At 69.3% G+C, this 23,996-nt stretch carries 26 protein-coding genes; 10 read left to right on the forward strand and 16 right to left on the reverse strand.

Translation table 11 applies throughout. The features are described 5' to 3' along the window. Window positions 1-161: 161 nt before the first annotated feature. The 6 genes from U3653_RS22560 to U3653_RS22585 form a co-directional block, all read right to left on the reverse strand. Window positions 162-839 (reverse strand): response regulator transcription factor, encoded by a 678-nt coding sequence (locus U3653_RS22560; protein WP_195081507.1) that lies wholly within the window; start codon window positions 837-839, stop codon window positions 162-164. Further along, window positions 836-2,050: a sensor histidine kinase gene (locus U3653_RS22565; protein WP_195081506.1), complete on the reverse strand. Its 1,215-nt coding sequence runs from the start codon at window positions 2,048-2,050 to the stop codon at window positions 836-838. Before U3653_RS22565 ends, U3653_RS22560 begins: the two co-directional genes overlap by 4 nt. A gap of 159 nt (window positions 2,051-2,209) precedes the next feature. Then, window positions 2,210-2,404, reverse strand: a complete 195-nt coding sequence (locus U3653_RS22570; RefSeq protein ID WP_195081505.1) for a hypothetical protein — start codon at window positions 2,402-2,404, stop codon at window positions 2,210-2,212. Window positions 2,405-2,680: 276 nt separating this feature from the next. Beyond that, the gene (locus tag U3653_RS22575; protein ID WP_195081504.1) at window positions 2,681-3,922 is read right to left on the reverse strand and encodes an oxygenase MpaB family protein; all 1,242 of its coding nucleotides are present in this window, start codon (window positions 3,920-3,922) and stop codon (window positions 2,681-2,683) included. Window positions 3,923-4,349: 427 nt separating this feature from the next. Continuing rightward, complete coding sequence (locus tag U3653_RS22580) at window positions 4,350-4,550, reverse strand: hypothetical protein (protein WP_195081503.1); 201 nt, start codon at window positions 4,548-4,550, stop codon at window positions 4,350-4,352. A gap of 204 nt (window positions 4,551-4,754) precedes the next feature. Next, entirely contained in the window at window positions 4,755-5,303 is a 549-nt protein-coding gene (locus U3653_RS22585) for a PadR family transcriptional regulator (RefSeq protein WP_195081502.1), read from the reverse strand. Between the two features lie 46 nt (window positions 5,304-5,349). Here U3653_RS22585 and U3653_RS22590 point away from each other — a divergent pair, with 46 nt between their 5' ends. From U3653_RS22590 to U3653_RS22600, 3 genes are all read left to right on the forward strand, one after another. Next, the gene (locus tag U3653_RS22590; protein ID WP_195081501.1) at window positions 5,350-5,907 is read left to right on the forward strand and encodes a peptide deformylase; all 558 of its coding nucleotides are present in this window, start codon (window positions 5,350-5,352) and stop codon (window positions 5,905-5,907) included. 258 nt (window positions 5,908-6,165) lie between these two features. Further along, on the forward strand, window positions 6,166-6,813 hold the full coding sequence (locus U3653_RS22595) for a LysM peptidoglycan-binding domain-containing protein (RefSeq protein WP_195081500.1): 648 nt from the start codon (window positions 6,166-6,168) through the stop codon (window positions 6,811-6,813). Window positions 6,814-6,957: 144 nt separating this feature from the next. Next, complete coding sequence (locus U3653_RS22600) at window positions 6,958-7,140, forward strand: hypothetical protein (RefSeq protein ID WP_195081499.1); 183 nt, start codon at window positions 6,958-6,960, stop codon at window positions 7,138-7,140. A 163-nt stretch (window positions 7,141-7,303) separates the two neighbouring features. On the opposite strand, the gene U3653_RS22605 is transcribed toward U3653_RS22600, so the two are convergent. Further along, window positions 7,304-7,798, reverse strand: a complete 495-nt coding sequence (locus U3653_RS22605) for a hypothetical protein (RefSeq protein ID WP_195081498.1) — start codon at window positions 7,796-7,798, stop codon at window positions 7,304-7,306. Window positions 7,799-8,633: 835 nt separating this feature from the next. Between U3653_RS22605 and U3653_RS22610 the strand changes: the two genes are divergently transcribed. Then, window positions 8,634-9,191 (forward strand): hypothetical protein, encoded by a 558-nt coding sequence (locus U3653_RS22610; protein ID WP_195081497.1) that lies wholly within the window; start codon window positions 8,634-8,636, stop codon window positions 9,189-9,191. A 24-nt stretch (window positions 9,192-9,215) separates the two neighbouring features. Here U3653_RS22610 and U3653_RS22615 read toward each other — a convergent pair whose 3' ends face one another. The 3 genes from U3653_RS22615 to U3653_RS22625 form a co-directional block, all read right to left on the reverse strand. Then, window positions 9,216-9,773 carry a TetR/AcrR family transcriptional regulator gene (locus tag U3653_RS22615; protein WP_195081496.1) on the reverse strand — a complete coding sequence of 186 codons (558 nt, stop codon included), beginning with the start codon at window positions 9,771-9,773 and terminating at the stop codon, window positions 9,216-9,218. Between the two features lie 218 nt (window positions 9,774-9,991). Beyond that, the gene (locus tag U3653_RS22620) at window positions 9,992-10,321 is read right to left on the reverse strand and encodes a hypothetical protein (RefSeq protein ID WP_195081495.1); all 330 of its coding nucleotides are present in this window, start codon (window positions 10,319-10,321) and stop codon (window positions 9,992-9,994) included. Between the two features lie 106 nt (window positions 10,322-10,427). Then, window positions 10,428-10,904 carry an SRPBCC family protein gene (locus tag U3653_RS22625; RefSeq protein ID WP_195081494.1) on the reverse strand — a complete coding sequence of 159 codons (477 nt, stop codon included), beginning with the start codon at window positions 10,902-10,904 and terminating at the stop codon, window positions 10,428-10,430. A gap of 161 nt (window positions 10,905-11,065) precedes the next feature. Here U3653_RS22625 and fabG point away from each other — a divergent pair, with 161 nt between their 5' ends. From fabG to U3653_RS22650, 5 genes are all read left to right on the forward strand, one after another. Beyond that, on the forward strand, window positions 11,066-11,818 hold the full coding sequence (gene fabG, locus U3653_RS22630; protein WP_195081493.1) for a 3-oxoacyl-ACP reductase FabG: 753 nt from the start codon (window positions 11,066-11,068) through the stop codon (window positions 11,816-11,818). Between the two features lie 55 nt (window positions 11,819-11,873). Further along, window positions 11,874-12,740, forward strand: a complete 867-nt coding sequence (locus tag U3653_RS22635) for a carbohydrate ABC transporter permease (protein ID WP_195081492.1) — start codon at window positions 11,874-11,876, stop codon at window positions 12,738-12,740. Further along, the gene (locus U3653_RS22640) at window positions 12,730-13,551 is read left to right on the forward strand and encodes a carbohydrate ABC transporter permease (protein ID WP_195081491.1); all 822 of its coding nucleotides are present in this window, start codon (window positions 12,730-12,732) and stop codon (window positions 13,549-13,551) included. The genes U3653_RS22635 and U3653_RS22640 overlap by 11 nt, the downstream gene beginning before the upstream one ends. Next, complete coding sequence (locus U3653_RS22645) at window positions 13,548-14,822, forward strand: ABC transporter substrate-binding protein (protein ID WP_195081490.1); 1,275 nt, start codon at window positions 13,548-13,550, stop codon at window positions 14,820-14,822. The genes U3653_RS22640 and U3653_RS22645 overlap by 4 nt, the downstream gene beginning before the upstream one ends. A gap of 98 nt (window positions 14,823-14,920) precedes the next feature. Further along, on the forward strand, window positions 14,921-15,070 hold the full coding sequence (locus tag U3653_RS22650) for a hypothetical protein (RefSeq protein ID WP_195081489.1): 150 nt from the start codon (window positions 14,921-14,923) through the stop codon (window positions 15,068-15,070). 167 nt (window positions 15,071-15,237) lie between these two features. Here U3653_RS22650 and U3653_RS22655 read toward each other — a convergent pair whose 3' ends face one another. From U3653_RS22655 to aztB, 5 genes are all read right to left on the reverse strand, one after another. Continuing rightward, window positions 15,238-17,082, reverse strand: coding sequence for a hypothetical protein (locus U3653_RS22655; RefSeq protein WP_323124295.1), 1,845 nt, complete (start codon window positions 17,080-17,082; stop codon window positions 15,238-15,240). A 59-nt stretch (window positions 17,083-17,141) separates the two neighbouring features. Further along, window positions 17,142-17,822 carry a hypothetical protein gene (locus U3653_RS22660; protein WP_195081488.1) on the reverse strand — a complete coding sequence of 227 codons (681 nt, stop codon included), beginning with the start codon at window positions 17,820-17,822 and terminating at the stop codon, window positions 17,142-17,144. Window positions 17,823-17,925: 103 nt separating this feature from the next. Beyond that, a complete protein-coding gene (gene aztD / locus U3653_RS22665) occupies window positions 17,926-19,080 on the reverse strand; it encodes a zinc metallochaperone AztD (RefSeq protein ID WP_195081487.1) in 1,155 nt (384 codons plus the stop codon). 35 nt (window positions 19,081-19,115) lie between these two features. Then, the gene (gene aztC, locus U3653_RS22670; protein WP_195081486.1) at window positions 19,116-20,030 is read right to left on the reverse strand and encodes a zinc ABC transporter substrate-binding protein AztC; all 915 of its coding nucleotides are present in this window, start codon (window positions 20,028-20,030) and stop codon (window positions 19,116-19,118) included. Next, the gene (gene aztB, locus U3653_RS22675; protein ID WP_195081485.1) at window positions 20,027-22,033 is read right to left on the reverse strand and encodes a zinc ABC transporter permease AztB; all 2,007 of its coding nucleotides are present in this window, start codon (window positions 22,031-22,033) and stop codon (window positions 20,027-20,029) included. The genes aztC and aztB overlap by 4 nt, the downstream gene beginning before the upstream one ends. 55 nt (window positions 22,034-22,088) lie before the next feature. On the opposite strand from aztB, the gene aztA reads away from it, so the two are divergent. Next, window positions 22,089-22,784, forward strand: a complete 696-nt coding sequence (aztA, locus tag U3653_RS22680) for a zinc ABC transporter ATP-binding protein AztA (protein ID WP_323124294.1) — start codon at window positions 22,089-22,091, stop codon at window positions 22,782-22,784. Here aztA and U3653_RS22685 read toward each other — a convergent pair. Continuing rightward, on the reverse strand, window positions 22,781-23,980 hold the full coding sequence (locus tag U3653_RS22685) for an MCE family protein (RefSeq protein ID WP_323124293.1): 1,200 nt from the start codon (window positions 23,978-23,980) through the stop codon (window positions 22,781-22,783). The genes aztA and U3653_RS22685 overlap by 4 nt on opposite strands. Window positions 23,981-23,996: the final 16 nt, after the last annotated feature.

Consider the following 23,996-nt stretch of genomic DNA (forward strand, 5'->3'; position numbering starts at 1 on the left):
CACTCGGCTTCCGGCGACAGGAGTCACCGTCTACGTGAACGCGCGTACGAGAACGCCGCTCGGCTGCGCGGGTCGTCGTAGTCGATCACGGAGGTCTACGGCATTGTGCGGCACCGGGATTCGCAGGATGCCGCGATCCCGTGGCGTCGCGGACCCGATCACTACGAGGAGAACCCCACCAGACCGGTCTGGTAGGCGATCACGACCAGCTGCGCGCGGTCGCGCGCACCCAGTTTCACCATCGCGCGGCTCACATGGGTGCGCGCGGTGGCGGGACTGAGGAACAACGCGGCGCCGATCTCGTCGTTGCTCATGCCCTCCCCCACCAGCGCCAGTACTTCGCGCTCGCGGTCGGTCAGCACGGCGAGCCGGTCCTCGGCGGACTTGGCCGCCCGCCGCCGCGCGGTGAACTGGCCGATGAGCCGCCGGGTGATCCGGGGCGCGAGCAGTGCGTCACCCGCGGCGATCACCCGGATGGCGTGCAAGAGTTCGGCCGGGCCCGCGTCCTTGAGCAAGAACCCGCTCGCCCCCGCCTGCAACGCGTCGAAGACGTTCTCGTCGGTGTCGTAGGTGGTGAGGATGAGCACCTTCACCCGCTCCATCCCGCCGGCCTCGGCGATCTGCGCGGTGGCGCGGATGCCGTCCAGCCGTGGCATGCGGATGTCCATCAGGACGACGTCGGGGCGGGTGGCGCGGGCGAGTTCGACGGCCTCGGCACCGGTGGTGGCCTCACCGACCACCGTGATGTCGTCTTCCAGGTCGAGCAGCACCTTGAAGCCGGAACGGACCAGGCGTTCGTCGTCGGCGAGCAGGACTTTGATCGGCGGTGTCGAGTTCACAAGCGCGTTCCGACCGGTGTCAGGGGCAGGCGGGCGGTGACCTCGAACCCGCCCTCCGGACGCGGTGTGGCGTCGAGTTCACCGCCGAGCAACCGGCAGCGTTCGCGCATCCCGGCGATGCCGCGTCCGGGTGTGCCCGCGCTGTCGGTCCGTGCCCCGGCGGCGTCGCGACGGCCCTCGTCGACCACACGGATCCGCACGGCGTCGATGCCGGGTTCGAGCGCCACCGTCACCCTGGTCGGGCCGACATGCCGGATCACGTTGGTGATCGATTCCTGCACGATGCGGTACGCGGCGCTGCCCACCGCGCTCGGCAGCGGCGTCACCGGGGCGGTCTGCTGGAAAGCGATGTCGAGCCCGGCTTCGCGGGCCTTGCCGACGAGTTCATCGATCTGGCCGAGCCCGGGGTACGGTTCGCGCTCGTCGCCGTCGCGGAGTACACCGAGGATCGCGCGCATCTCCCGCAGCGCCCGCGAGCTGGTCTGCTCGATGGTGCGCAAGGCTTCCCTGGCCTGTTCCGGTCGCTTGTCGAGCACGTGTGCGGTGACACCGGATTGCACGTTGATGATGGCGATCGCGTGGGCGACGGTGTCGTGCACTTCGCGGGCGATCCGCAGCCGTTCGGCGTCGACCCGCGCCCTGGCCTCCTCGTCGCGGGAGCGCTCGGCGAGTTCGGCGCGTTCCTGCGCGTCGGCGGCGATGACCCGGCGGGATCGGACGGATTCGCCGAGGATCGTGCTGATCACGGAGGCGCCGATCCGGAAGAACACCCACCCGATGGCCACGAGCGGCTCGACATCCGCCGCGGCGATCAACCAGCCGACGGACAGCACCGTGATGCCCGCGCCCGCGACCATCAGCGACCGCCGCCCGTCGCCGTAGGCGGCCAGGGTGTACAAGGCGACGAAGAGCCCGAGATATGAAAGCCGGTCGGGGAAGCCGAGACCGAAATAGATCAGGCTGGCCACCGCCGTGACCGCGAAGACCGCGACCGGCTGCCGGCGTCGCGCCGCGACGGCCAGACCGCTGGCGATCAGCAGCACATAGCCGAAACCCGTCACCGGCGTGTAGGCCGGTTCCAGCGGCACCGGTATCGCGGCGCTCTGCACCTGGATCACGGTGACGAACAGCGCCAGCAGGACATCGGGGAACCAGGCGGGCCGACGTGACAACCAGGCGGACAGCCGTCGTGACGCCGCCTGCTGACCCATGCCGTGAGCGTACGGCATTCGCGCGCTCCCGCGCCGCGCCCCGGATGCGCGAGCGGCTACGACAACCGACGCAGCCGATCGCCGTCGTCTACGCGAATGCGCGTAGGCAGCGACTCCGGCCGACCGCGGCCGGCGAGATCGACCTTCCCGGGAACCCGATCACCGCCACAGACCGCCGCAGGGCAGCTCCGGCAACTCGACGTGGACGTCGTCATCGATCGTGACGATCAGCTCCGGGTGGCTGTGCGCCAAGTCGGCGGCCACGCTCCTGGCCTGTTCCGCGCATGCCCGGTAGTCCAGGACCAACGCGCCGGATTCGATATGAATGTGTCGGATATGCTGCGGGTTCGTCATGCTGACCGCACTGTCCGTCCGGCCTGCTCCGCGCCACCCTTGGACATCGATCGCAAGGCGGTCGAGCCATGCGCCGGACCGGACATCCTATGGCTCACGTTGCGGAACTCCTCATAACTTAGAGTGGGAGGCGCTGTTCACTTCCCGATCGGCGGCCGTGGGACCGGCCCCTGCGGAGAGGTGTCACCCACCTCGGCAATGTACTACAAAGAATAACGAGTAACTTACCAGCTACTGCCGATGCACTCCAGAGGGAGCGCATCGGCGTCCGGCGACTCAGCGCGGCGGCTGGCTCATGTCTCGATTCATGGTCGGGATCTCGATGCTGATCGGCATCCGCAGTTCCGCCAGATACAGCAGCGCCGCCCTGCGGAGGAATTCGTCGAACAGCCAGTAGGCGTCCGGCGCGAGCGGCACCACGGGCAGCAGGCCTTCGCGCACGGCGATGAACGGCCCCCAGCTCACCCGCAGCAGCGGGTCCCAGACCGGCTCCCTGGCGATGGCAAGCCCGTCGGCGATCCGGTCGCCGAGCAGGAAGCGAGTGAAGGCGCCGAGCACCGGCTTGGTGAGGACGGTGAAGTCGAGGTTGGCCCCGAGCCGCAGCAGCCGGTCGGCCAGTTTGGCGCCCTCCGGGGTCGGCGCCAAGATCGGATCCAGCACCTGCGCGGCCTGCGAGTTCGCCTCCGCCCACGAGTTGGGTATGTACTCATCCTTGATGCCGAGCATGTGCGCGCCCACCTGCCAGGAATGCAGGAACGCCTCCGACTCGGCGGGCGGGATCGGCACCTGCCACGCGGTCAGATGCTTCATCACGGTGGTCGGCAGGCTGTGCCAGGTGACCATCATGTCGTTCTGACTGATCGGAATGTCCTCCTCGGCGGAGGACGCCCAGTGCGGCGACTGCGGCAGCAGGTGACGCACGGCGGCATGGACCAGCCGGGTCTTCACACAGGTCACGACCATCTCGCCGTCGGGACCATAGGCATTCGCGGTCCCGATGTCGTAACCGAGTTTGGCGGTCTTCAAGATGCGGTCCTTCAGGTCGTGACCGCCCTTGGAGTAGTAGACCGCCCGCGCCTCCTTGGGAATGACCGTGCTCATCATGCCGCTGGCCAGCCCGTAGAGCACGCCGAGGTACAGCCCGCGCTTCTTGTTGAAATCGACGGCGGTGGCCAGCTTGCCGCGATCGGCCCACTGCGGCAGCTGACGCGCGTACTCCATGAAGTCGCGCAGATCCGCCGGCAACCCGTCCGGCAGAGGCTGACCGTTCGTGGTCCAGGTGCGCAACAACTCGTTGACCCTCGGCACTTCCCCCCGGTCGATCACGGAGGCGACCAACTGATCCGCCTCCGGATCCCAGACGGTGAGCGGGTCGGCTCCTTCGCCGTAGCCCGCCACCGAACCCTGCGGCGACCACGTCCACGGCTCCGCGCGTGCCGGGGTCACCATGGCCAGGGCGCCGAACGCGCCGAGCACCCCACCGGCCTTCAACGCGTCGCGCCTGCTGAATCCATCCATGTCTGCGCCACTCCTCATTGAGCCGAGCGCCGCCGTGATGATGCGACGAAAGGCCGGCGACACTCGTTCATCGCCGTCGCAGCGATAAGAACAGTCATTAACTTAGCAAGCAACACGGCCAGTTGTCCTTACTTTTCCGCAACTTCGCGGTACCGATCACACCACGGCGCACGACCAGCCGGATCACCCAGTTCGCGTGCATGATCAGCATGTTCGATGCAGTCGGACGCAGGTCCAGCAAGCCGGCTCCGGGCTGATCTCCGACGAGACGGCAGGAAAACAGGGCCCATCGGTCGATCTTTTCTCTGCTAATTACTAGTCACATAGAAGCAGCAGCGCCCGCGCTGTCCCCCAGCGCGACCGAAGAGTTCCCGGCACAACGAAACGGGCCGGGCGGTTGTACCGCCCGGCCCGTGTTCGGTCGCGGTCAGCGACCGCTGTGGCTGTGCTGTCCGCCACGCACCTTCGCTTCGTTGGGCTGCGCTTCGGCGCCCTTGCGGCCGGCCTCGCTCGGATCGGCGGAGTGACGATCGCCGAAGCTGCCGGTGCTGGCCTGGCCGCCGCGACGCGCCTGTTCCTCGGTGTCGGAACGGTTGCCGAACTGGCCCGGGTTGTTCTGGTCTGCCATCACTTGCTCCTTTCGGTAGCGGATGAAACCGACTGTGGCTCTTCGCGCCACGTCTTGGTGCTACCCGGCCCGCAGCCGTCGAATCAGCCGCGGAGCTTCTTCACACGATCGAAAAGAACTGTCCGGTCACCGCTTACGCGAACACCTGTCGCCGACCGCTTCTCGCCGCACGAACATCGCCACGCGCGACCACATGCGCCACCGTCAGGAGCGACGTGCGTCGAGCTTGTCTATATCGCCGAGAACCCGTTCGTGCCAGGCTATTTCGGCTTCCATCCGCATGGTGGCATGTTCCACGATGAGGTCGTCGGCCATGGTCTGGTCGGGCCAGCGGCGGTCGAGCTGATGCTCGATCCTGGAGCGTCGCGCCCGCAGTGCGGCGAGGCGGTCTTCGAGGTATCCGCGCAGCAGTTCGCGGTCGAGGTCGTCGCTGACCGCCAACGCGAGATCCACCGGGTCGGGCCGGATGTCGACTTCGGTGAAGGCTTCGTCACGCAGGGCGCGCAGTTCCCTGCGCCCTTCGGCGGTGATCTCGTAGACGGTGCGAGCGGGAAGCGCGCCGTCCTGCTCGGTGCGCAGCGGCCGGATCAATCCCTCGCCCGCCATCCGGTGCAGGGCGCCGTAGAGAGACCCCGGCTTGACCCGTGACCACAGGTCGGCACGGTCGAGGCGAGCATCGCGGCGCAGCTGATGTCCGTGCATCGGACCGCGTTTGGCGAGGGCGGCGAGGACGAACAACCGGGTCTCGTTCACCGATCTAGTCTGACACGACTACTCGCATTTGAGTACCCTGCCGGTTATGGCTGTTCGACCGATCCTCATCGCGGGCGATCCGCGACTGACCACGCCCGCGGTCCCCGTCACCGTTTTCGACGACGACCTCGCCGCCTTCATCGACGACCTGTTCGACACCAACACCGCGGCCAACGGCGCGGGCTTGGCCGCGAACCAAGTAGGAGACCCACGAGCGGTGTTCGTCTACGACCTCGTCGACGGGGGCCGGCGGCACCGCGGGCACGTGATCAATCCGGTCCTGCGGACATCCCCGATCCCGGAGACGATGCCGGACCCCGACGACGACGTGGAGGGATGCCTGTCGGTACCGGGCGAGTGGTACCCCACCGGGCGAGCGCACCGGGCCGAGGTCACCGGCGTCGACGTGACCGGTCGCTCCGTCACCGTAGAGGCCACCGGCTACCTCGCCCGCTGCCTTCAGCACGAAACCGATCATCTCGGCGGCCTGCTCTATCTCGAACGCCTCATCGGACGCAACAAGCGAGCCGCCCGCCGCATGATCAAGGACCGGCAATGGACCCGCCCAGGTCACAGCTGGCTCCCCGGCACGGACACGCCGTGATCCGCCGTCCGAGCCCCGCACCGGCTGAGCGACCCGGCCCGCGTATCCGCGCGAGCATCCGGGTACCCGGCACGCCGCCCGGCGCAGCGGAAGGGAGAGCCGCCGAAAACGAGTAGTCGTCTACGCACGATCCCGCCGCCGAACGCGACGAGCATTCGGTAGCGCGACAACCGTTCGTGGACGGCAGGCGCGCGGTGGAAACAATCGGAATCGAGGTACACGCCGCCGGCCGTCGGCACTTCCAGAAAGGCCGAAGAGATGAAGAAGTACGAAGTACAACCCGGCGACACCCTTTCCGCGATCGCGCACCGGGAATACGGAGACAGCAGCCTGTTCCCGGCGATCGCACGCCAGAACCATCTCGCCGATCCCAATGCGATCGACGTGGGACAGCAACTCCTGATCCCCTACATCACGCGGCGGCATCTCGTCACCACCACCGACTCGACCGCGGCGCGCAAGCAGATCACCCAGCGCTACTACGGAACCGAGGACACCGGCACCCAGCTCATCTGGGAAGTCGTCAACGGTGTGGCGCAACGGGCGATCCAGCGCGGCGCGTGGTTGCACATGCCGGAGCTGGCCGATGTCGGTCACCACACGGTGGTCGAAGGCGAAAGCCTCGCGATCCTCGCCGAGCGCTGGTACGGCGACGCGCACCTCGCCCTGATGATCGAACGGGCCAACCACCTGCCCGAGGGCGCCGAACCGGATCCAGGGCACGTGCTCATCGTGCCCGGCCTGAACCGCCGTCACGCCATCGCGGGCGACACACTGCGCACGCTGTGCGAGGACGTGTACGGCCCCGGGGACCTGGACACCAGAGTGGGAGTCGTCGCAGCGGCGAATCACATCACCAACCCCGACGCGCTGTTCTCCAACCAGGTGATCCACTTCCCGTCGTGACCTCGCCCGCCGTTCGGTCGTCGCGCGAGCACTTGTCCCCACCACCTCATAAGCGGATGATCTGAGCAGAGTCACCCCGGACTCGGATCGTCGTCGCCGGGTCGGGTTCCGGATCGCCCAATCGCTCAGCCAAGGAACATCACGATGATCACCAAAGCCACGCAAGCGATCGCCGCCACCGCTCTCACGCTGACCATCGGCGCCCTCTTCGCCCCGGCGGCCTCGGCCGCACCGGCGTCACCCGCGCCGACGACGAACGCCCTCGGGTCGGTCGCGGTCTGCCTCAACATTCCGCTGGGTCCGGTAAGCGTCAGCTTCTGCGTCTGAGGTCGCCATACGCGGGACCGGCCTCCGCGCGCCGGTCCCGAGAAGTCGGACGGCCACGGTTCGACAACCGGCCGCTACTGCCCGGCGGCCTACCGTGCCCCCTGACGTGGGTACACGTCCGGCACGGCGACGTGACGATCAGCCGAGCGGGCACGCGAGCAGATCACCCGGCGGGCACGAGGTCGACGCCGTAGCCGGGGTGTGTCCGCGCTGTCATCGCGGTCCGGAACACCTCGATGGGGCCGGCCGTATGGGTGGCGAGCCCCGCGGCTCGTAGCGCGCACGTCTTGAACGCCCGGCCGGCCGAGCTGACGCGGTGTTGCACCGTGCCGACCCGACGGTCGAGTTCGGCGGGAAGATCCTCTCCCCACATCGTCACCTCGGTGAGCCCGCGGTCGAGACAGTCGAGCACGCCGTCCCGGACCCTGCCGTCGGACCGATACGCTTCGGCGGCGACGGCGACCGCCTGCGGCCAGGTCTCCCGCACCGGCGCGGCCGAGAACTGCTCGAGGTCGAGCACCGCGGCCCCCAGGATGCGCAGCGGGCGGGTATCCGCGCGCTCGGCCACGAGCACGGTGACCTCCCAGCCCGCGACGGTTCGGTCGAACAGCCACCCGCCGGTCCAGCGCACGACGTCCGCGATATCGGGGGCGACCACCGCCAGGCGGTACCGATGTGGGCACCGGCGAGCCTGGGCTCGCCATTGCGTGAAGGAGCGCGATGCTGGGGCGCCTCGGTCAACGTAATCGACGGATCGTACAGCCATGGTTCCCATCCCGGTAGCACCAACGAAAGTACCGACAGGTCCGGCCGCGGACACCGACTGCGATGGGGTACCAGCCATCGCGCCGGCCAGAGCGATCAGCGAGTCGCGCCGCCGTCGGGCGGCCGCGTGCCGAACCAGCGAAGGATCCGGTGAGCGGAGACGGCGGGTGGAAGTGGGTCGCCGCGCCCTCGCCGGAAGGTTCTGCCGCACACACACTAAGGCGGACGCGGATTCGATGACGCCGCTTCGAACGAGTCGAATTGTGACCTGCATCACCATCTGGCAACCAACTGGCCAAACTGGTCGATTCACCTACCGATCCGGACACCCCCACCGTCCGACATCACCTTCCTCGCCGCGAGACAAGGGGGACACAAACGGCCGCGCACCATCGGCACCGCGCGAAACCTGACCGCGTTACGTCGGAAGAATTGCCCAATGGCCCGATACACCAGCCAATTTCGAACCTTGCATCCTGATCCACCGCTCTGCGGGCAGCCAGATCGGCCATGAGACACGACGCGCCGACGGCTTGACGACATCGCGCGAATGGTTCAGACTGATCACCTACCGGACAACACTATCCGGATCATGCACAGGTCCGGCATACAGTCATGAGCTATCTGCCAGCAATAGCCTGTCGGCAGTGCGCGACGCGACGATTCCACCGGCGACCGAGGGGGCGGCATGGGCAAGTCGGCGTCTCGGCGACGATCCCAGGAGAGGTATGCGAACGTCTACGAGCCGGGCCGATCCGGACGACCCGCTCACCGCGACCGCCTTCGATCTACGCGCGGGCGCCATCGTCCTCGCCGAGTTCCGCACTCCCCCGGTCGATCCGTTCAGCATCCGGCATCGCCTGGCCGGCCTCATCCCCCCTGGCGCGCCGGTCGGCCCGCTGCCCCGGCACCTGCGCCGGCTCGCCGTCCTGCTGCGCTGCTGCATCGACCACATGGCGATCGCCGCCGAGATCGCCCAGATCCACGACTTGATCGGGCTGGCCGACGAACTCGTCGAACTGGTGGACATCATCGGTGACTCCGCCGCACATACCGCCGAAGGCATTGCCGCCGTGCACGATCCGGCACAACGACACGCACACGCCGCCGCGGTGAAATCGCATACCAGCGGCGCCGACGCCACGGTACACCGGTTGCTCGCTCGCTGGTCGGCGGAAACCGGAATAGATTTCGCGCAGCGCGAATTCGGCAATGGACTTCTGCACGTGATCCGTTCGCTCGAGCGCGTCGCCGACGCACTGGCGTCGATCGATCGCGCGGCGTGAAACGCGACAGGCCCGTCCGCGCCGTCAGTCGTGCAGCGCGCGGTCGAGCAACGCCCATGCCTGCCGGGCGGTCTCCTTCTTCGACTGCGCGTCGGTCTTCGACAGCACGGCCGCCAGCATCGCCAACGCCAGCACCACGTCCGTGGTGGTGATGTCGGCACTCACCGTGCCGCGCTGGCGCGGATCCTCCAGCTTCTCCCCGATGAGGGTGATCAGCCTGCGCGCCACCTCGAACAGGCGCATGTCGTCGGTGTTCGTGGGATGGATCATCGCGATGAACGCCGCCGAGGTGGTGATCTGATCGACCATGATCGCCAGCAGATCGTCGACGGTCACCGCGGAATCGGCCGCCAGCGCCTCGATGCCATCGATGTTCTCCTCGAACACCGCGAGCGCGATGCTCTCGCGCGTCGGGAAGTGCCGGTAGAGCACGCCCTGCCCCACCCCGGCGGCCCGCGCGATGGAGCTGAACGGCGCGTCGAACCCGCTGTCGGCGAAGACCTCTCGCGCCGCTTGGATCAAGGCCGCTCGATTGCCGGCCGCCGCCTTCGGCCCCCTGTTCCCACGGCGTGGCGAGGTCATTGGGGCAAGGTTACCGGACTGTCGCCGACCGGCCCGCAGGCGGCGGACAGCCTGCTGAACGGCGGCATGGTTCGAGCAGCTGGTCCGCGACATGATGACCGCTCAGGGGCAGGAAGCCGGTCTCATCGGCTTGCTGCTGTCCCGAGGGGCCGCACCGCGCTGAGGTGTACCGGGCGGCGATGTGTCCTGTCGCCGGGTCACCCGCGCGGCCGTGCCTCTCAGCCCTGAACCACCACGTCGTGCGTGCTCGCGCCCCCGTTCGGGCACCACACCGACACCCGGTGCGGGCCGGGGGCGACGTTGTCGACGAAGAGATTGCCGGAAGGCGCGACTTCGAGGCTGACGGTCTCGGGCGTGCCGAAATAGGGATCCACTCGGCACCACTCCGGGCGATCCCCGCCTTGGGGCGTCACGCTGACCACGATCCACTTCTTGCCCGCCACGACGTCCACCACCGGCTGCGCGGCGGCGATGCCAGCGGTGGCCGCCGAGATGACCGATGCCGCCACGAACGAAGTGGCACAGAGCAGAATCCTCGAAGCCTTCATAGCGTCCTCCCTGCGGAATGGGCAGGACCGCGCGGCGGTCCGGCGTGCGTGTTCCGAGACCACGATATTCGGCGACCGTCCCGGTTCCTGCCCACCGCTGGCGGGACTACTGCCGCGGCGAAACCGCTTGCCGCTCGGCCAGTTCGGCGAGCCGGTCGAGGGAGGCCGACAGTTTGTCCGCGGTGGTCGCGCGTGCGCGGACCTGACGCTTCTCGTCGGTGAGCGACGTCCAGTCGTAGGTGTGGGTGACCCGGGTGCGGCCTTCGGCCGCCGGCTCCAGCTCCCAGCGCCAGAGGTGACCGGGCGGCTGTTTTCCCGGTTCCGACGGACGCCACGCGATACGGCTGCCCTCGGTGAACTCCACCACGTGATTGTCGCGCACGGCCCCGTTGGTCAAGGTGGTGCTGAACACCGCTCCGGCTTCCCGCACCCGCTGCCCCGCCGCTGCCTCGGCCAAGTTGTCGTTGCCGTCCCAGCGCGGCTGCTCGGCGGGGTCGGCGATGAGCTCGAAGATCTCCGCCTGACCCGCGTTGATCTCACGGCTGGCGCTGACGATACGGGGAACCTCGTTCTGATCGGTCACGTGCCGATCGAAGCATCCGGGTCGAGAGCAGGGCAAGCCTTCCGCTCGAGGTCTGCGCTGATTCCCCGGCGGCGATTCGGCGACCTGTCCGCCCCCGGCCATGCGGGGCGGTGCGGTATGACTGATCCGATCCGACATCCGATCGACGAAGGGACGCGCTCATGGGCGAGCGAGTTGCAGTAGTGTCCGGCGCCGCGCGAGGGATCGGCGCGGCCATCGCCAAGCGTTTGGCGGCGGACGGGCTTCGGGTCGGGGTTCTCGACCTCGACGCGGCCGCCTGCGCCGACACGGTCGGCGCGATCACCGAGGCGGGCGGGCGGGCCGTCGCGCTCGGCGCCGACGTGTCGGACGAGGAGTCGGTCGCCGCCGCCGTCGCGCAGTTGGAGAGCGAACTGGGCGCCCCGACCGTCGTGGTCAACAACGCCGGCATCCTGCGCGACAACTTGCTGTTCAAGATGAGCGTCGACGACTGGGACGCGGTGCTGAACGTGCATCTGCGCGGCGCCTTCCTGCTCACCCGCGCGGTGCAGAAGCACATGGTCGAACAGAAGTGGGGACGGATCGTCAACATGTCCAGCACCTCGGCGCTGGGCAATCGCGGCCAGGTGAACTATTCGGCGGCGAAGGCCGGTTTGCAGGGCTTCACCAAGACGCTGGCGTTCGAGCTGGGCAAGTTCGGCGTCACGGCCAACGCCATCGCGCCCGGCTTCATCGTCACCGACATGACCGCCGCCACCGCCGAGCGCGTCGGCGTCTCCTTCGAGGATTTCCAGAAGGCCGCCGCCGCGCAGATCCCGGTGCAGCGCGTCGGCACGCCGGAGGACATCGCGCACACCGCCTCGTTCCTGGTGAGCGAGGGCGCCGGTTTCGTTTCCGGCCAGGTGATCTACGTGGCGGGCGGTCCGACCAACTGACCACCGGCCCCCGCCCGCCGTGCCGGGGCGGGCGAGGGCGGTAACGTCGCAGCACATGAACCGGCGTGGGGCTCGTCGCGGCGTGACGAGCTATGTTCTCTTGCTGCCGAGCCTGATCGGCGTCGGCGCGTTCCTCGTGCTGCCGATTCTGGTGGTGGCCTGGCTCAGTCTGCACAGCTGGAACCTGTTGGGACCGATGGAGTTCGTCGGGCTGCGCAACTGGCGGTCGGTGCTCGGCGATGCCGCCTTCGGCCACGCCATGCTGGTGACGCTGGCGTTGACCGCGATCGTGGTGCCCGCGCAGACGGTGCTGGGTTTCGCGGTCGCGGCGTTGCTGGCCCGGCGGCGCGGCGCGACGAGCCTGCGGGTCATGTACGCGTTGCCGTGGATGTGCGCGCCGGTGGCGGTCGGCGTGGTCTGGCAGTGGATGTTCGCTCCCACCGGCGGCGCCGTGAACGCCGCGCTCGGCAGGCGCGTCGAATGGCTGTCGGACCCGGCGCTGGCGCTGCCGTCGGTGGCCGCGGTGAGCGTGTGGGCGAACTTCGGATACGTGGCGCTGTTCTTCGTGGCCGGGATCCGCGCGATTCCGAGCGAGATCCTCGACGCCGGAGCGCTGGACGGCGCCACGGGCTGGCGACGGATCCGCTGGCTGATCCTGCCGCTGCTGCGCCCGACGATGTTCTTCGTACTGGTCACCGGTGTGCTGACCGCGTTCCAGACCTTCGACACCGTGTACGCGCTGACCAGAGGCGGACCGGGCGACCGCACCGATGTGCTCGCGATGCGGATCTTCACCGAAGCGTTCGACGCCGCGCGTCCCGGTCGCGCCGCCGTCATGGCGCTCGTGGTGTTCGCGGTGATGTTCGCGATCACCGTGGCGCAGCACCGCTACTTCCGGGATCGGACCACGTATGAGATCTGATCGGCTGCGTTCGGCGGCGGCCTACGCGGTGCTCTCGGCCGGAGCGCTGCTGACCGTGGCGCCCCTGCTGCTCAGCGCGCTCACCGCCGTGAAGACACCCGGGCAGTTCGCCACCGGGTCACCGCTGGCCCTCCCCCATCCGGTCACCGCGGACAATTTCCGGACCGTGCTCGACTACGGGTTCGGGCGTGCGGTGCTGGTGACCGCGCTGATGACGGTGTTCGTCACCGGGGGGCAATTGGTCACGTCGGTGCTGGCGGCGTACGCCTTCGCGCGCACCGAATTCCCGGGCCGCGACGCGCTGTTCTGGGTGTATCTGGGCACCATGATGGTGCCGCCGATGGTGACCCTGATCCCGCTGTATCTGATGTTCGCGCGGCTGGAGTTGCTGAACACGTTCTGGGCGCTGGTGCTGCCTTTCGTGTTCGGATCGCCGTACGCGATCTTCCTGCTGCGCCAGTACTTTCGCGCGATTCCGCAGGAGCTGATCGGCGCGGCGCGCCTGGACGGCGCGAACACCCTCGACATCATCGTGCACGTCATGGTGCCGATGAGCAGGCCGGTGCTGGCGACCTTGACGCTCATCACGATCGTCTCGCAGTGGAACAACTTCATGTGGCCGCTGGTCGCCGGCAGCGGGCGCTCGTGGCAGGTGCTGACGGTGGCGACGGCGAATCTGCAGACCCGCTACAACGCGCAGTGGACCCTGGTGATGGCGGCCACGACGCTGGCCATCGCGCCGCTGGTGGTGCTGTTCGTGATCTGCCAGCGGCAGGTGCTGCGCTCGATCGCGTGGACGGGAGTCAAATGAGGACCTCGACCCGCGTGGCGCTCGCCCTCGCGCTCGCTTCGGCACTGCTGGTCGCGGCGGCCCTGTGGCTCGGCCGCGACGTCGACGGGTCCGGCCGCACCGTGGTGGGTTTGCGGATCTGGGACGAGAGTCTCGTGCCCGCCTACCGCGCCTCGCTCGCGGAGTTCGAACGGGCGAATCCGGACGTCGCGGTGCGGATCACGGTGGTGCCGTGGTCGTCCTACCAGCAGAAATTGCGCTTGGACGTGGCCGGTGGCACCGCCGACGATCTGTTCTTGACCAATCTGTACGAGGACTACGCCGACGCGGGCCGGTTGCTCGACATCGGGGCGACGCTGGGTCCCGATGCCGCGACAGCGTGGGACCCCTCGGCGGTCGCGCAGTACACCCGCGCCGGGAAGCTGTGGGCCGTCCCGCAATTCGTCGATGCAGGCACCGCGGTGTACTACAACCGCGCCCTGCTCGCTGCCGCGCACATCGATCCCACCGAGCTGAACACGGCGCGGTGGAGTCCGAGTGGCGAGGACACCTTGCGCCCGTTGCTGCGCGGGCTGGCGGCGGTCGCGCCGTACGCGTACAACGCCGGTCACGACTTCCAGTCCATCGAGCTGCCGTATCTGGGCTCGAACGGAGCCCGCTTCCAAAACGACGACGGTCACTTCGTCTTCGACAGCCCGCAGGGCGTCACCGCGTTCGACTATGTGGTGCGGTTGATCGCCGATGGGCTCGCGCCATCGCCCGCGGACACCAACGCCAATCCCGATTTCGCGAAAAATGCCTTCCTACAAGGAAAACTGGCGCTGTTGCAGTCCGGGACGTTCACTCTCGCGCAGATCGCAGCACAGGCCCGCTTCGAATGGGGCGTCGCTCTGCTGCCCGCGGGCCCGGCGGGGCGGGTGAGCACGAACAACGCGATCGGCGTCGCCGGTAACGCGGCCACCCGGCATCCGGAGGCGGTGCGCCGGGTGCTGGCCTGGCTCGGCAGCGGCGCGGGCAATCGCCACCTGGCCGAGGGCGGCGCCACCATCCCGGCGGTTGTCTCCGAACAGCAGCGCTACCGCGATTACTGGGCCGGGAAGGGAGTGGACGTCTCCCCGTTCTTCGACGTCCTGCGCGGCCCGCGGATCTCATCCGGTGGCGGCCCCGGCTTTTCGGCCGCGCTGCGCGCCGTCGACCCGATCCTCGCCGAGATGTATCTGGGCCGGATTCCGGTGCCGGAGGCGCTGTCGCGCGCCCGCGCCGCGGCCGAGACCGTCGTCGCGTTGAACTGAGCGAGCGCTCACGCGCCGACCGCGGCGGCCAGCCGGAGCAGCTGCCGCAGCGGACTGATCCGCTCGATCTCCATCCGCTGATCGGCGTCGAAGATGTCGTGAGCCCCGGCGCCGGACCGTGGGTGCCGGTCTGCGGCAGGGTGAGCGCGCTGAAGGGCCAGCCGGAGCCGAAGACGATGTGCTCGCGCGCGGTGACGGCGAGCACGCTCGCCATCGCGGCGGCCGATCCGCTCAGCGCGGTGTCGTAGTAGAAGTTCGCGATCTGACGCTGCGTGTCGAGGCGACGCGGCGAACCGCGCCGAGGCGGCTTCGACTCGGCTCCGCACGGGACCGCTTCGGAATCAGGCGGATCGGTCCGCAAGCCGATCGGTCAGCCCGAATGAATCGACCCACGGGCTTGCCGGGGGGCGGCGGCTCAGTTGTCGTACGACGCGACGCCGACCGGTCCGACGCCGACGCACAGGTCGAGCCCCGGGGTACCGGCGGAGATCCGCAGTGCCGACCCACTACCTATGAGTCGCACGAACACCGTGTTCAGCCCCTTCCGCACCGGCGCCGACACTGGTTCGCCGTGTTCCATGGCGACGCTCACCACCCCGTCACGACCGGCCACGTAGTTGAGTTGCGCGGTCCACTTGTTCGCGAGCATGGGGCCGTCGAGGCGCAGGAGCGTCGACCGGGTTCCGTCGACGCGGTAGCCGCAGCCGGGCTCCGGTCCGGGCAGGATGGACCGGTTCCACCAGACGGCCGCGTCGACGATCGCACCGTCGTCGGTGATCATGCGCAGGTGCGGTGTCGAAGCCGCGAACGTGCCGGGGGCGGCTACGGAGGCCAGCACGCTGCTGGTCAGATTCTGGGGATAGGCCATCGGATTCAAGACGTTCCACGGCACTTCCTGCTCGAGCAGGGGCGCGCCGTCCCACGCGCGCAGCGCCGACCTCACGTTCGTGATGTACGTCTCGGACGGGCCTGCCCGCCAGGATCGCACGAACGTCCAGGTGGACCAGAGGCTGCTCACGACGAACACCGCCGTCACCACCACCGCGAGCGGCCGGACCGCAAGCGCCATGCGCGGCCGCCCGCGGGACGGCCGGGGACGAGCCCGCAGCATGAGCGCGCCCGCGGCCGCCGCGACCACCGCCAGGTCGGCGAAGTAGCGCAGCGACTGCATCACCTCCGCCGCGGTGTTCGGCCCGCCACGAGCCAGCGCCACGGCCAGCTGCGCGATCACGACGTAGGCCGCCGCCGTCAGCCACACCGCTGCGATCCGCTGCCGGGCGCGCATGGTCAGCGCCACCGCCGCGGCCAGCGCCAGCCAAGCCGCGACCACCGCCCAGCCCGGGGGATCGGCCCACGGCGTCGACGGCAGCCACCGCTCCCACACCCACGGCCCGCCGGACAGCGCGGGCACGATCCCCAGCGAAGCGGCGGTGGGCAGCAGGTCGCGCAACTCGTTCCAATCGTCGGGCAGACCCGGGCCGTCGACCACCGCGAGATACGCGATGGACCAGAAGCCGAGCACGGCGGCCGATCCGATCCACAGCGCCGCACCCCGCCGCGCCACCGCGCCGATCGGGGCCGCGTCGCCGTCGACGTGGCGGGCCAGCGCGGCGGCGGCGAAGGCGACGAACGGCACGACCGCCGATTTCTCGAAGAACAGCAGCGCCACCACCAGCACCGCGATCCCCGACACCGCGTACTGGCGACGACCGGTGCGCACGAGCAGCACCGCGTCCCCGATCACCCACGCGAGGGCGAATTGCAGCGGCAGCGCGTTCAAGGCGGCGGCCCACCAGGCGAACGCCGGGATGGTCAACGGGCACAACAGGTAGAACACCAGCGGAATCAGGATGGGCAGGCGCGGGCCCGCCAACAGCAGCAGCATGCGGACCACGGCGGCCGACGCCGCGAGCTGCATGATCAGCAGCGCCACCACCGGACCGGCCCAGACCAGCGGCGCCACCGCGTTCACCGCCCACGCCGTGACGAAGGCCAGCGGCATGAAATGCCCGTCGTGGTCGTACAGCAGCAGATCGGTGGACCACGGTCCGAAGCGGGCCGCCCGGCCGACCAGTATGAAATCGTCCCAGTAGAAGAACCCGCTGCCTGCCACCCAGCAGCGGATCGCCAGCTGCACCACGACCAGGCACCCGGCCGCGAGGACCACCGGCCGCAGCTGCGCGATCCTGGAGAACCGGCCCCACGCCGACGCCGGGGAGACGCGCGCGGACCCTGGCAGCGCGAGCACAGCGGTGTCCATGCCATCCCACCGTAGCGGCGGTCGGGCCGCGGATTCACGCCTCGGCGACTACGAGGCGTTCACGTGCCGTTCCGCCAATAGGACAGCTCGCCCGACGGCACGACCTCCTCCACGTCCAGTTCCGCATCGTCGCGCAATGCCTCGATCAGCGCGGCGCTGCCCGCTACGCCGGTCCAGGGCACATCGATCTCGGTCGCCACGAACCAGGCCCGGTCGGCGGGCCAGATGAGATTCGGGCTGTTGATCGTCCGCGACCAGCCCGGAACCAGGTCCGCGGCCCCCCACTGTCCTGCCTCGTCGAGCGGCCCACGGAACAGCAGATAGTCCCGGGCGGGAATGCGCACCCGCGGCCCATCGATCACTTCTGGCGGGAAGGCCGGTCCGACGGTGGGCGCGGAGGCGAGATCCGCTTCCCCGTCCACGCGGAACGCCACCGCGACCGACGAGCCGCCGTAGATATCGCCGAAGCCCTCCCAGAGCCCGAAATAGCACTCATCCGGCGTCGCGGTGTGCCCGGCGAGGATGCCGCACAGTCGCCGCAGCGTCTCGACGTCGAGGTCGCCCTCGTAGTTGAGCAGGATGCCGGGATCGGACGAATCCTCCTCGGGCGCGATCGGATGGAACAGCCGGGCATACCTGGCGAATCCACTCGGTCCGATCGAACACAGTTGCGTCCACGGATCGTCGCCCTTGGTGAACCACTCGGCCTTCGAAACGTCCGGCTCGTGTCGCAGCGGCATCGTGTCAACCTAACCCGTCGCGACGCGATTCCTCGCACGAATATCGTCGGCGTTCGCGTGGCAGCGCCTGCGAACGCCGGCCGAGGTCCGGCTGGGCGCGCACTCAGTGCCCGGCCACGCCGCTCACTTCGTTCGGCGTGTCCGGCAGCGTGACGCTCGCCGTCTTCGCTCCGGTGTTCAGGTCCACGCGGTGCAGCTGCTTCGCGCCGGGGTCGGAGACGTAGGCGATGTCGCCGCGGACGAACAGCGCGGGTCGCGGCTTCTGCCATTCCAGCGGCTCTTGCCAGGAACCAGTGACGGGGATGGTCCGCACGACGGCCCCCGCGACGGGATCGATGACGTGAATGCGGCCGTCGGTGCCCAGCACCAGGGCTTCGCCGCGCGGGCCGCGAGCCAGCGAGCGGAAGGTGTAGCTGGTACCCAGATCGACCAGGCGCAACGTGCCGATGACCGTGTCGATCAGCGAAACCCGCTGCGGGCGTTCCAGTTCGGCGTCCCTGTCCTGCTTGTAGTCACCGAGGACGACCGGCGACTCTGCGCTGCCCGCCTGGTTGCCGATGCGGCCGTACTCGGTCGGGCTGGTGACTTTTCTGATCACGCCGTCGCGGTAGACGAGCACACCGTTCTCGCAGCCGATCACCACGGCCTCGCCCGCGGCGGTCGCCTCGCCGTGCACACCGGGGCAGTCCTCGTTGCGCGCCTTCTCGGCGCGGTCGCGGTCGAGCACCACGATGCCGGTCCGCTTCTCCTCGGTGCCGAGCGTGACGACGAGTTCGCCGTTGGCGAGTTCGATCGCGACGCCGTGGTGCGGGGCGGCCGCGCGATAGGTCGCGGTCTCGGGCGCGCCATCGGCGAGATCGGCCGAGTCGAACGCGACGACTTCGCCGGTGCCGTCGCTGAACAGCACGGTCCGTCCGGCGTGCCGGACCACGTGCCCTGGATGCGGGCCGGGGAACTGCACATCGGTGAATTTCGCCGCGCGAGCGTCGAAGACGCGGAAACCCGCGTTCGTCGAGACGATCAGGTGGCGGTCGTCGCCGGCGGGATTGAGCCGGTTGAAGCCGTCCAGTTCGACCGTGCCCGCGAGTTCGAGGGTGGCGCCGTCCAGTACGTGGATGCCGCCGTCGTAGGTGATCGCCACGGGATCGGCGATTCGCGGGGCGTCGCGTTCGGCGGTAGTGCCGGCCCAGCAACCGGCGAGCACCAAGGTCAGCAGACCGATCAGGGCGGTCGATTTCGTGGTTGACCGAACGGGCATGAGCTACTCCGTCTTTCGTTCTGGTGTTCGGGGTACTAAGGGGCGAGGCCGCGCACGATCGACTCGGTGTTGGCCCGCATCATTTCCAGGTAGGTGCCCGCGCCGCCGCCGGGTTCGGTGAGCGATTCCGAAAACAGGGAGATCACCCGCACGTGCACGCCCGCCTGTTCGGCGAGCACACGGGCCAATCGGTCGGGTTGCGAGGAGTCGGCGAAGATCGCGCTCACTCCTGCGACCCGGATGGCTCCGGCGAGGGCGGACAGATCCGACGGGCTCGGTGAGGCGAGCGTGGTCCCGCCGGGGATCACGGCGCCGACCACCTCGAAGCCGAATCGCTCTGCGAGATAACCGAAGACGTGATGGTTGGTGACCAGCTTCCTCCGCTCGACGGGAATCGTCGCGAACCGCTCGGTCATCCAACGGTCGAGCCCGTCGAGTTCGGTCAGGTAGCGGTCGGCTCCGGCGCGTACGGCCGCGGCGTCGACGCCGTCGACCCGCTCGACGATCCGGTCCCGGATGACTTCCACCGCCTTGCGCACCCGGCGCGGGTCGGTCCAGAAGTGTGGATCCGGCCCGCCGTCCGCTTCGTCCGCGGAGTAGTCGATCGGATCGATCGCCGCGCCGACGGCCACCGCCGCCACCCCGGATTTCTCGGCCGCCTCGACGTTGCGCAGCACGCTTTCCTCGAGGCCGAGACCGTTGTAGACGATCAGGTTCGCGCGTTCGAGCCGGGCCGCCTGCTGGGCGGAGAGGGCGAACAAGTGCGGGTCCGCGTTGGGCTGCATGAGCACGGTGACCTCGACCGCGTCGCCCGCGACGGCGCGGGTGAGATCGCCGAGGATGTTGGTGGTGACCACGATTCCGCCGCGATCGGCGTCGGCATTCGAGCATGCGGTCAGGCTGAGCAGGGCGACGGCGACCAGCGCGCACCACCGGGCGACTCGTCTCATCGGCCGGTCTCCACCATCGTCGTGGGCGCGATGTCGAGGCGGAAGGTGCGCGCGGTGCGCAGGTTGTCGGTGTAGTCGATCTCGTGGATGACCCGCGCCGCGGGATCGTTGACGTAGGCGCGATGCTCGTCGACGAGGATCACCGGCGCGGGTGCGCCGTCGCGCACCGGCGCGGTGAGCTGTCGCGCCGCGGCGGACTCCCGGCCGGACCCGACGTCGTAACTGTGCAGAAGACCGTCCGCGGTGAGGACCAGCAGTGCCGCGTCCTCCCCCGCCGTGTTCGCCGCCACCACCGGACCGGTGTCCACGGCGGTCCAGGTCTTGCGCCGCACGTCGAGCACCCACACGCCGCGCCGGCCCGCCTCGGCCACCAGCGTCGCGCTGCCCGGACGATGGAAGAACTCGATCGCGCGATCGTCTTCGGAGCTGCCGGGCGGATAGGGGATCTTCTCGCCGGTGAAGACCGCGTCGCGGGCCCTCACCACCAAAGCGCCGTCGGCGCAACCGAAGACGACACCGCGCCTGGTCACCGCGGAGCCGCGCGGGCGTGGACACGGCTGCGCGAGAACCCCTGCGGGCGCGTTGTCTCGGGTGCGCACTTCGATCCGGTCACCGGTGGGCGCGGCCACCAGCAGGCGCTCGGCGTACGGCACCGCGGCCGCGTCCGCGATCACGCCGTGCACCTGCCGCGAGCCGCTGCCCAGCGCGGACCGGTTGAGCAGCGTGGTGCCACCGGCTTCGGCGATCAGTGCCGTCACCGCGCCCTCGGCGTGCGCGGCCGACAGCGGACCGCCGGCGACGGCGCCCAGATCGCGCACCGGTGCGCGGTAGTAGTGCACGTGGTCGCCGTGGTCGACCGTCCACGTGCCCGCGTCCACGATCCGCACGCCGTCGCGGGCGGGCAAGAAGGCGAAGCGCCCGTCGGCGGTCAGGCGGCCCGCGCCTTCCGCCCGCCCGAGGTCGACGACCTCCTCGGTGATGAGGTCGACCACCCGCACGGCGCCGGTCGCCGCGTCTGCCACGACCAGCCGTGGCTGGGCCTCATCGGCCTCTTGCGCGCCGGCCACGTATCCGTGCGGCGTCGTCTCCACAGGATCGATGGAATCCTCTGTCGTGCAACCGATCAGGGGTGTGATCGCGGACAGGGCCAGCAGGACGGCCAGCGGTTGCGGCGGCACGCGCCGGCCTCGAATCCGATCACGCAACCGGGACGACAACGCCGAGACGAAGAACAGCGCGACGGCCGTCGCCGCGATGGTCGCCCCAGCGGCGGTGCGCGCGTGCCAGGAGATCAGCAGCCCGGCGAAGGTGGCCACCGCGCCGAGCGCCGCGGCGGTGAGCATGATCGACGGAATGCGATGCGTCCAGTAGACGGCCGCCGCGGGCGGCGCGATCAGCAGACCGAAAACCAGCAGGGTTCCGACGATATGGAAGGACGCGACGATCGCCAGAGTCACCAGAGCCACCAGCGCCACGTTCGCCAGACGTGGCCGCAAACCCAGGGTGTGCGCCTTGCGCGGATCGAAGGTGAGTGCCACGAACGCCCGGTGGCCCAGCACGGCGAGCACCGCCGCGAGCACCGTGGCCGCGACCAGATACCACAGGTCACGCTCGCCGACGGCGAGCACGTCACCGAAGAGGAAGCCGGTGAGGTCGACCGCGAACGAGGGCGAGCGCGACACGATGATCACGCCCGCCGACAGCATTCCGACGAACAGCAACCCGATGCCGATGTCCGCGGCGAAGCGCGTGCTGCGGCCGAGCACCGATACGCCGACGGCCATCGCCGCCGCGCTGAATGCCGCGCCGAGCAGCGGATTCCCGCCCAGCAGCGCGGCGATCGCGATGCCGGGCAGCATGCCGTGCGCCATCGCCTCGCTGAGAAACGCCATGCCGCGCACCACCACCCAGGTCCCCGCCAGCGCGCACAGGCACGACACGAGCAATCCGCCCCACAGCGCCCGCTGCACGAACGACACCTCGAACGGGGCCAACCACTCCATGACGCAGCACTCTACAATGATAACGGTTTTCATTTCAATGAGTGATCGGAGTCTCATGCCGTCAGCTGTCCATGTCGCCGCGGTGACGGCCGGTTACCGGGGACATCCGGTGCTGCGCGAGGTCACCGCCACGATCCCGGGCGGCCAGGTGACCGCCCTCGTCGGGCCCAACGGCTCCGGCAAATCCACCCTGCTCGGCGTCTTGGCGGGTGTCATCGCACCCACCGCGGGAACCGTGCGCAGGGAACATCTGCGGCGACCGGCATTCGTGGTGCAGCACAGCGCCGTTCCCGCCACCCTGCCGATCACCGTCGGCGAAACGGTCGCCATGGGGCGCTGGGCGCGGCGCGGCGCATGGCGGCGTCTCACCCGCCAGGATCGCGCCATCGTGCGCGCGTGCCTGGACCGCATGGCCATCGCCGACCTAGCGGAGCGCCGGCTCGACAGCCTCTCCGGCGGCCAGCGCCAACGCGCGCTGCTCGCCCAGGCACTGGCCCAGGAGTCCGACCTGCTCCTGCTCGACGAACCCACCACCGGCTTGGACGCGGCCGCGCAGCGGGAGATCTCCGACGCCATCCGCCTGGTCGGAGCCCACGGGGTGACGGTCGTGCACGCGACACACCGGCGCGAAGACGCCCTGCGCGCCGACCACTGCCTGCTGCTGCGAGACGGCCGGGTCGCCGATCACGGCACTCCGCACACCGTCCTACGTGAGCACACTTCCGAACCGGAAGCAGCGGCCGTCGACTAGCGCGGCACTCCCGGCATGCCGGCGAAAAGGATTTGAAACACCTTGGGGGCGTTGGGCACGACCGTCATGGACGGAGTGAACGGCGCGCCTTCGTTGGTGTCGGTGACCACATAATCGGCGTGACTATCGGGAACCCGGTCGAGAATCCCGTCGCAGCGCGGCCCGCCGGTCGCGTTCACCTTCGGCAGGTCGCCGGGATATTCATAGGGCTGCGCGCCATACATGAAACTCGCGTTGAAGATGGCCCCGGGTTTGTTCCCGCCGATAATGGCTTCCGCCGCGGGAAGAGCCTTCGCGATGCCGGTGACCACGCAAAACAGCACGGGCGAATAGGTATCGAGCAGCGAGCCCGTTGGTCGCAGGGTCTCCAGCGCGGCGGTGAGTCCTTGCTCGTTGTCCGTCAGCGCCGACCGGGTGGTGTCGGCCAAACCGATGAGATTGAGCAGCACGGCATCCAGATCGTCCGCGCCGCGGGCGAGCGTCCCACTGGTCGCGGTGGCGTCGGCGGCCGTGCGCAGCAGGTCGGGGGCGGTGTCGGCGTAGAGTCCGGTGACCCGCCCTGCGGACGACAGATCGCGCCGCAGCGCGGGCAGGCTCGGGTTGATCTGCCGCAGGTAGTCGTCGGCGCGAGCGAGCAGATCGCCCAACCGCTCGCCACGTCCCCGCAGCGCGGTGTCCAACGCGGCCAGCGTGGCGTTGAGTTCACCCGGTTCGACCTTCGCCAGCACCTCGCTCAGACGCTGGAACAGCGTGTTGTATTCGACGGTGACGGATTCGGCCCGGATCGTCGCGCCCGGGCGCAGCGGCGTCGGCGACGGAGCGCTCGGCACCACGAAATTCACGTATTTGGCGCCGAATACGGTGGTCGAACGGATATCCACCGTGGCGTTGGCGGGCACCAGCCGCAGCAGCTCGGGATCGAGCGCGAGGCGCAGACGCGCCCGGTCGCCGCGGAACTCGACGGCGCTCACCGTGCCGAGTTCCACGCCGCGCATCCGCACCTTGGCATCGGTGTCGAGCACCAGGCCGGAGCGGGGCGTCTCCACGGTGACGGCCACCGTCGAGCGGAAGCGCCCGGCGTACATCGCCGCGGCGACCGCGACCACCGCGACGACGAGCAGGATCAACGCCGCTCCGGCGATTTTCAACCGCAGTAACCGCCATGTCACCAGCATGGCTCGGCTGCCGAACCTCATCTCGAAACCACCGATC

This window comes from Nocardia implantans (assembly GCF_035544775.1).
Taxonomy (GTDB): Bacteria; Actinomycetota; Actinomycetes; order Mycobacteriales; family Mycobacteriaceae; genus Nocardia; species Nocardia implantans.

What these genes read in the sequence shown, in the direction of transcription:
- U3653_RS22565 (WP_195081506.1), bottom strand. Translation starts at nt 2,050, where the DNA reads ATGGGTCAGCAGGCGGCGTCACGACGGCTGTCCGCCTGGTTGTCACGT.
- U3653_RS22570 (WP_195081505.1), bottom strand. Translation starts at nt 2,404, where the DNA reads ATGACGAACCCGCAGCATATCCGACACATTCATATCGAATCCGGCGCG.
- U3653_RS22575 (WP_195081504.1), bottom strand. Translation starts at nt 3,922, where the DNA reads ATGGATGGATTCAGCAGGCGCGACGCGTTGAAGGCCGGTGGGGTGCTC.
- U3653_RS22580 (WP_195081503.1), bottom strand. Translation starts at nt 4,550, where the DNA reads ATGGCAGACCAGAACAACCCGGGCCAGTTCGGCAACCGTTCCGACACC.
- U3653_RS22590 (WP_195081501.1), top strand. Translation starts at nt 5,350, where the DNA reads ATGGCTGTTCGACCGATCCTCATCGCGGGCGATCCGCGACTGACCACG.
- U3653_RS22595 (WP_195081500.1), top strand. Translation starts at nt 6,166, where the DNA reads ATGAAGAAGTACGAAGTACAACCCGGCGACACCCTTTCCGCGATCGCG.
- U3653_RS22600 (WP_195081499.1), top strand. Translation starts at nt 6,958, where the DNA reads ATGATCACCAAAGCCACGCAAGCGATCGCCGCCACCGCTCTCACGCTG.
- U3653_RS22610 (WP_195081497.1), top strand. Translation starts at nt 8,634, where the DNA reads ATGCGAACGTCTACGAGCCGGGCCGATCCGGACGACCCGCTCACCGCG.
- U3653_RS22615 (WP_195081496.1), bottom strand. Translation starts at nt 9,773, where the DNA reads ATGACCTCGCCACGCCGTGGGAACAGGGGGCCGAAGGCGGCGGCCGGC.
- U3653_RS22620 (WP_195081495.1), bottom strand. Translation starts at nt 10,321, where the DNA reads ATGAAGGCTTCGAGGATTCTGCTCTGTGCCACTTCGTTCGTGGCGGCA.
- fabG (WP_195081493.1), top strand. Translation starts at nt 11,066, where the DNA reads ATGGGCGAGCGAGTTGCAGTAGTGTCCGGCGCCGCGCGAGGGATCGGC.
- U3653_RS22635 (WP_195081492.1), top strand. Translation starts at nt 11,874, where the DNA reads ATGAACCGGCGTGGGGCTCGTCGCGGCGTGACGAGCTATGTTCTCTTG.
- U3653_RS22640 (WP_195081491.1), top strand. Translation starts at nt 12,730, where the DNA reads ATGAGATCTGATCGGCTGCGTTCGGCGGCGGCCTACGCGGTGCTCTCG.
- U3653_RS22645 (WP_195081490.1), top strand. Translation starts at nt 13,548, where the DNA reads ATGAGGACCTCGACCCGCGTGGCGCTCGCCCTCGCGCTCGCTTCGGCA.
- U3653_RS22655 (WP_323124295.1), bottom strand. Translation starts at nt 17,082, where the DNA reads ATGGACACCGCTGTGCTCGCGCTGCCAGGGTCCGCGCGCGTCTCCCCG.
- U3653_RS22660 (WP_195081488.1), bottom strand. Translation starts at nt 17,822, where the DNA reads ATGCCGCTGCGACACGAGCCGGACGTTTCGAAGGCCGAGTGGTTCACC.
- aztD (WP_195081487.1), bottom strand. Translation starts at nt 19,080, where the DNA reads ATGCCCGTTCGGTCAACCACGAAATCGACCGCCCTGATCGGTCTGCTG.
- aztC (WP_195081486.1), bottom strand. Translation starts at nt 20,030, where the DNA reads ATGAGACGAGTCGCCCGGTGGTGCGCGCTGGTCGCCGTCGCCCTGCTC.
- aztB (WP_195081485.1), bottom strand. Translation starts at nt 22,033, where the DNA reads ATGGAGTGGTTGGCCCCGTTCGAGGTGTCGTTCGTGCAGCGGGCGCTG.
- aztA (WP_323124294.1), top strand. Translation starts at nt 22,089, where the DNA reads ATGCCGTCAGCTGTCCATGTCGCCGCGGTGACGGCCGGTTACCGGGGA.
- U3653_RS22685 (WP_323124293.1), bottom strand. Translation starts at nt 23,980, where the DNA reads ATGAGGTTCGGCAGCCGAGCCATGCTGGTGACATGGCGGTTACTGCGG.